This window comes from Streptomyces sp. 8K308 (genome assembly GCF_004348315.1).
GTDB lineage: Bacteria > Actinomycetota > Actinomycetes > Streptomycetales > Streptomycetaceae > Streptomyces.
The window spans coordinates 1-3,939 of record NZ_SMKC01000496.1; the positions used below are offsets into that span (position 1 = coordinate 1).

General features: G+C 69.8%; 5 protein-coding genes. All 5 read left to right on the forward strand.

Annotated features, from left to right (window positions below; genetic code table 11):
* Positions 1-133 precede the first annotated feature (133 nt).
* The gene (locus tag E1265_RS40075) at positions 134-361 is read left to right on the forward strand and encodes a zeta toxin family protein (protein WP_243741324.1); all 228 of its coding nucleotides are present in this window, start codon (positions 134-136) and stop codon (positions 359-361) included.
* A 17-nt stretch (positions 362-378) separates the two neighbouring features.
* Positions 379-621: a hypothetical protein gene (locus E1265_RS40080; RefSeq protein ID WP_243741325.1), complete on the forward strand. Its 243-nt coding sequence runs from the start codon at positions 379-381 to the stop codon at positions 619-621.
* 289 nt (positions 622-910) lie between these two features.
* A complete protein-coding gene (locus E1265_RS34655) occupies positions 911-1,432 on the forward strand; it encodes a hypothetical protein (RefSeq protein WP_132934924.1) in 522 nt (173 codons plus the stop codon).
* Between the two features lie 115 nt (positions 1,433-1,547).
* Positions 1,548-2,744, forward strand: a complete 1,197-nt coding sequence (locus E1265_RS34660) for a hypothetical protein (protein WP_132934925.1) — start codon at positions 1,548-1,550, stop codon at positions 2,742-2,744.
* Between the two features lie 12 nt (positions 2,745-2,756).
* Entirely contained in the window at positions 2,757-3,329 is a 573-nt protein-coding gene (locus E1265_RS34665; RefSeq protein ID WP_132934926.1) for a hemerythrin domain-containing protein, read from the forward strand.
* The last annotated feature ends 610 nt before the right edge of the window (positions 3,330-3,939 follow it).

A 3,939-nucleotide genomic window follows, 5' to 3' on the forward strand; every position in this document is an offset into this window, starting at 1 on the left:
CCGCCACCCCCTCGACGACCAGCGCCGACAACCCCGAGAACACCACACCCACAAGCTCGTTGACATCCCGCACATGGAGTCAACGACACCCGTCACCCTTCGTCACCACCGAACACGGGCCAGAGCCTGATTCATGACACTCCCACTCCCGTGGGACGCGGTGGTCGAGATGGCGATGGACGACCCGGACGAGTTCCGTGTCACGGCGGCCGGGTACGGGGCCTCCGGGTACCGGACCGAGGTCGCGGCGGGGGCGACCGGGGAGGCGCTGAGTCAGTCGGGAATCGTGGAGCGGCTCCTCGCCGAGGTGGCGGCCGGTACGTCTCGTGGGAGAACCGCGATGCGTGCAGCGGGGCGCTGACGAAGACGCTGGCGATCGTGGAGGCCGAGCAGTTGGCCGATCGCGTGATGGTCGTACGGCGCCGCATGGGGGTGCCGTACGACAACGAACTCGTGGACACCGGGCGGCGCCACCTGCCGGCCGCCGGGCAAACGATGAGGCCGGAGATGCGGCGCTGGTGGTCAGCGCAGGAGAAAGCCCGGTTCCGGCGGGGACTCGCGAGCACGGACCGGCGCGTGCGCAGCGGGGCTGTGGGTGAGGACCAGCGGCTGGCGGTGTAGCGCGACGTCGAGCGGGTCGCGGCGTTCGCCGAGCCGGGGTCCGGCGCGCCGCCCAGCCGATCCCCGAGCCACCGGGCGTCGCCTACCACTGGCTGACCGCTGAGAAACACCGGTAGGTCTATGAGGAGCTGATCGTCTCCATCGAAGCCCATCACACCCCAGGAACGGCCGGTCGTCCCGCCTTCCAGCAGCGGGCGCACGATGTCGCCGATGCGGTGCGTGGGGTGCATGGACGGGCGTGATACGCGCCACATTGTCGGCTTCGCCGACTGTGTAGGGTGTCGGTGTCATGTCATCCGTCCTTTCACCCGTCATAGCCGCCACTACCCGGTGGCTCGTCGGCGCCTATCCAGCCGACGGCGGGGAGCTCGCGGCCCTACTGGCGCGGGCGCAGGCCAGGCAGGCGGTGACCGTCGCCGCCTGGCTGCGGTATCCCACAACCACGGACGCGGCCCTGCTCATCCTGACCGGCCCCGGCGGCTCAGCCGATCTGGACCGCCGGGTCGGTGCCCGCCCGTCGGCCGCCGCCTGGCGCGGCTGGGTCGACGAGGTCGTCGCGGGCTGGGCGGCCAGCCTGCTCACTGAGCCCGCCCTGGCCCGGGAGGCGACGGCCGCGGTCGTCGGCTGTGAACATGCCGGTGGGCTCGTCATCGACTTCCCCCGGCTGACCGAGCCCGACGGCCTCGACCGACGGGCCGCCGCGCTGCTGCGCCACCCCGACCTGCTGCATCCCGTCGCGGCCCCTTACCGCATCGCGCTGTCCGAGCGGCTGACAGCCGTCGGGGCCTTGAATCGGCGCACCCGCGGCTAGGGCATTCCGGCGTATTCGTTGCCCCATGTGCCGTAGGCCCTCGGCGGTGAGGCGCCGTTTCCGACGCGATCCGGGTTCTCCTTGGACCCGCCTCAGTCGAGCCCCGGGAGACCTCGTGACCTTCAACCCCCTCGAACAGCGCGGTATCCCGTTGGACGAGCAGACCCGCAACTGGCGGGAGCTCAACGTGGAACCCATCGACCCGGATCGCTGCGACCCCTACACCCGCTGCCGGATCATCACCATGAACGGCATCGAGGTGGAGGCGATCCTTTTCGGCCATCAGCTGGCCCGACGCACCGGTGACCCGGAGATCAAACGCCAGTTGGCGCGGACCCGCTACATCGAGGCGCAGCAGCAGAAGGTCGTCAACTGGCTGCTGCCCGGCTCATCCTCGGTGTTGGAGACGACGATCGCGTACGAGCAGGTGGCCGTCGATCTCACCGCGTGGGTGGCGCGCATGGAGCCTGACCCCTACCTGGCCCAGGCCTACCGGTTCGGGGTACTTGAGGACTTCGACCACCTGTACCGGTACGCCAACCTCTACGAGATGATCGAGCACCGCAAGGCGGAGTCAATCGTCGACCAGCTGACCGAGGTCATGCCGGGGCGGCCCACGCGCTACCACCACCGCGACCCGACGGACAACGTCCGGGACCCGTACGACCGGACCACCGTCGACCCACTGTCCAAGCTGCACGCGCTGACGGTGATGTCCGCCGAGCAGCAGACCATGAGCTTCTACATGAACGTGGGTCCGCAGTACATGGAGCCGATCGCCCGCCAGCTCTATCAGGAGATCGGACTGATCGAGGAGGAACACGTCACACACTACGAGTCGCTCGTCGACCCGGGCGAGACCTGGTGGGAGCAATTGGTCAACCACGAGTACAACGAGTGCTACCTCTACCACTCGTTCATGGAGCAGGAGAGCGACCCCAAGGTCAGGGCCATCTGGGAACTCCACCTGAACATGGAGCTTGAGCACCTGCGCATCGCCTGCGACCTGCTGCGCCGCAACGACGGGCGGGAGCCGGAGGACATCGTGGCCCGGGAGTTGCCGAACGTCCTCGCCTTCGAGCCCAACAAGGAGTACCTGCGGGAGCTGCTGGCCACCGAGATCGACCTGACCACGCTCGGTGCCGGGTACGTCAGGGACGCCCACGAGCGGTTCGAACGAATGCAGCAGGCCCTCAACGGCGAGGTAGCGCCGCCGAGCGACCGCGTCATCGGACAGCACCGCGAGATGATGGGCGGCGACTACCGTGTGCAGACCGAAGGCGACCACCCCGACCCCGCGCAGCGCGTCTGACGAGGAGCAGCCATGGCGGACGTGACCCCGGACGACGACATCATCGCCGTGCTCATGAGACAGCACGGCGACATCAGGAACCTCTTCGACGAGGTCGAGCACACCACGGGTGAGGAGCGCCGAAACGCTTTCCGCCGTCTGGTGCGGTTGCTCGCGACGCACGAGACCGCGGAAGAGGAAGTCATCCACCCCTACGCGCGCGACACCTTCGACGGCGGCGAGGAGGTAGTGGCCGAGCGGCTCACCGAGGAACGCGAGGCCAAGGAACTCCTCGCCCGCCTCGACTCCATGGACTCGGACGCCGACGAGTTCCTCCGGCACCTGGGCATCCTGCGCACCCTGGTCATGACCCACGCTCGCGCCGAGGAACGCTACGAGTTCGCCCAAGTACGGCGGCACGCCAGTCGCGCCCAACTCTCCGCGATGGCCACGGCGATCCAGGCCGCCGAGGCCACCGCACCCACCCGTCCGCACCCCGGGGTGGAGTCAGCCGGCGCCAACATCGCCCTCGGCCCGGTCGCCGCCGTCGTGGACCGCACCCGCGACGCGATGCGCCGCGCCATGGGCAAGGACAGCACGCGATGAGCCTGGCCGCCGAATCGGTCCCGCGACGACGTGCATCCCAGCCCGTATCCCCCGAACGCCGACGACGGCGGTGCGGCGACGGCGGTGCGGCGGGGGTTCGGCGGCGGGCGCATTGTTCGCGTACGACGGGCAGACGACCGGCGGGCCTGGCGGGCCGCCCGCGACTCCTCCAACCCCCGCCCGCTCCGCTCCTGCGGCCCTGATGCCTGGCAGCCGTGGCCGCGGCCTGACCTACGCGGGTCACCCTCGGCCCGCCGCAGTCAGGACAAGACGTGGTGGGCATCACGGGCGGCGCCACAGGGAGTTCGAGGCGAACGCGCGCTGAAACTCGACACCGACGTAGCCCAAGCCCACAACGGTGGTGGAGACATCCAGGCGATGGAGCGGGCCGCACTCGCCCGCTGAGCCACGGCCGACCAGTCGAACAGGCCGCACCCGTTCCTCGGGCTTCCTGCGCGACTGGCTCCTGTAGCCAGCCACGGAGCGCGCTGGAGGCCGGCACCCGCTACGGGTGCCGGCCTCCGGCTGTGAAGCGGACCCGCTGTCAGCTCAGGTCCAGGTCCAGGTAGTCGATGTCGGTGACCTCCACGTCCAGGCCGGCCGCGCGGCG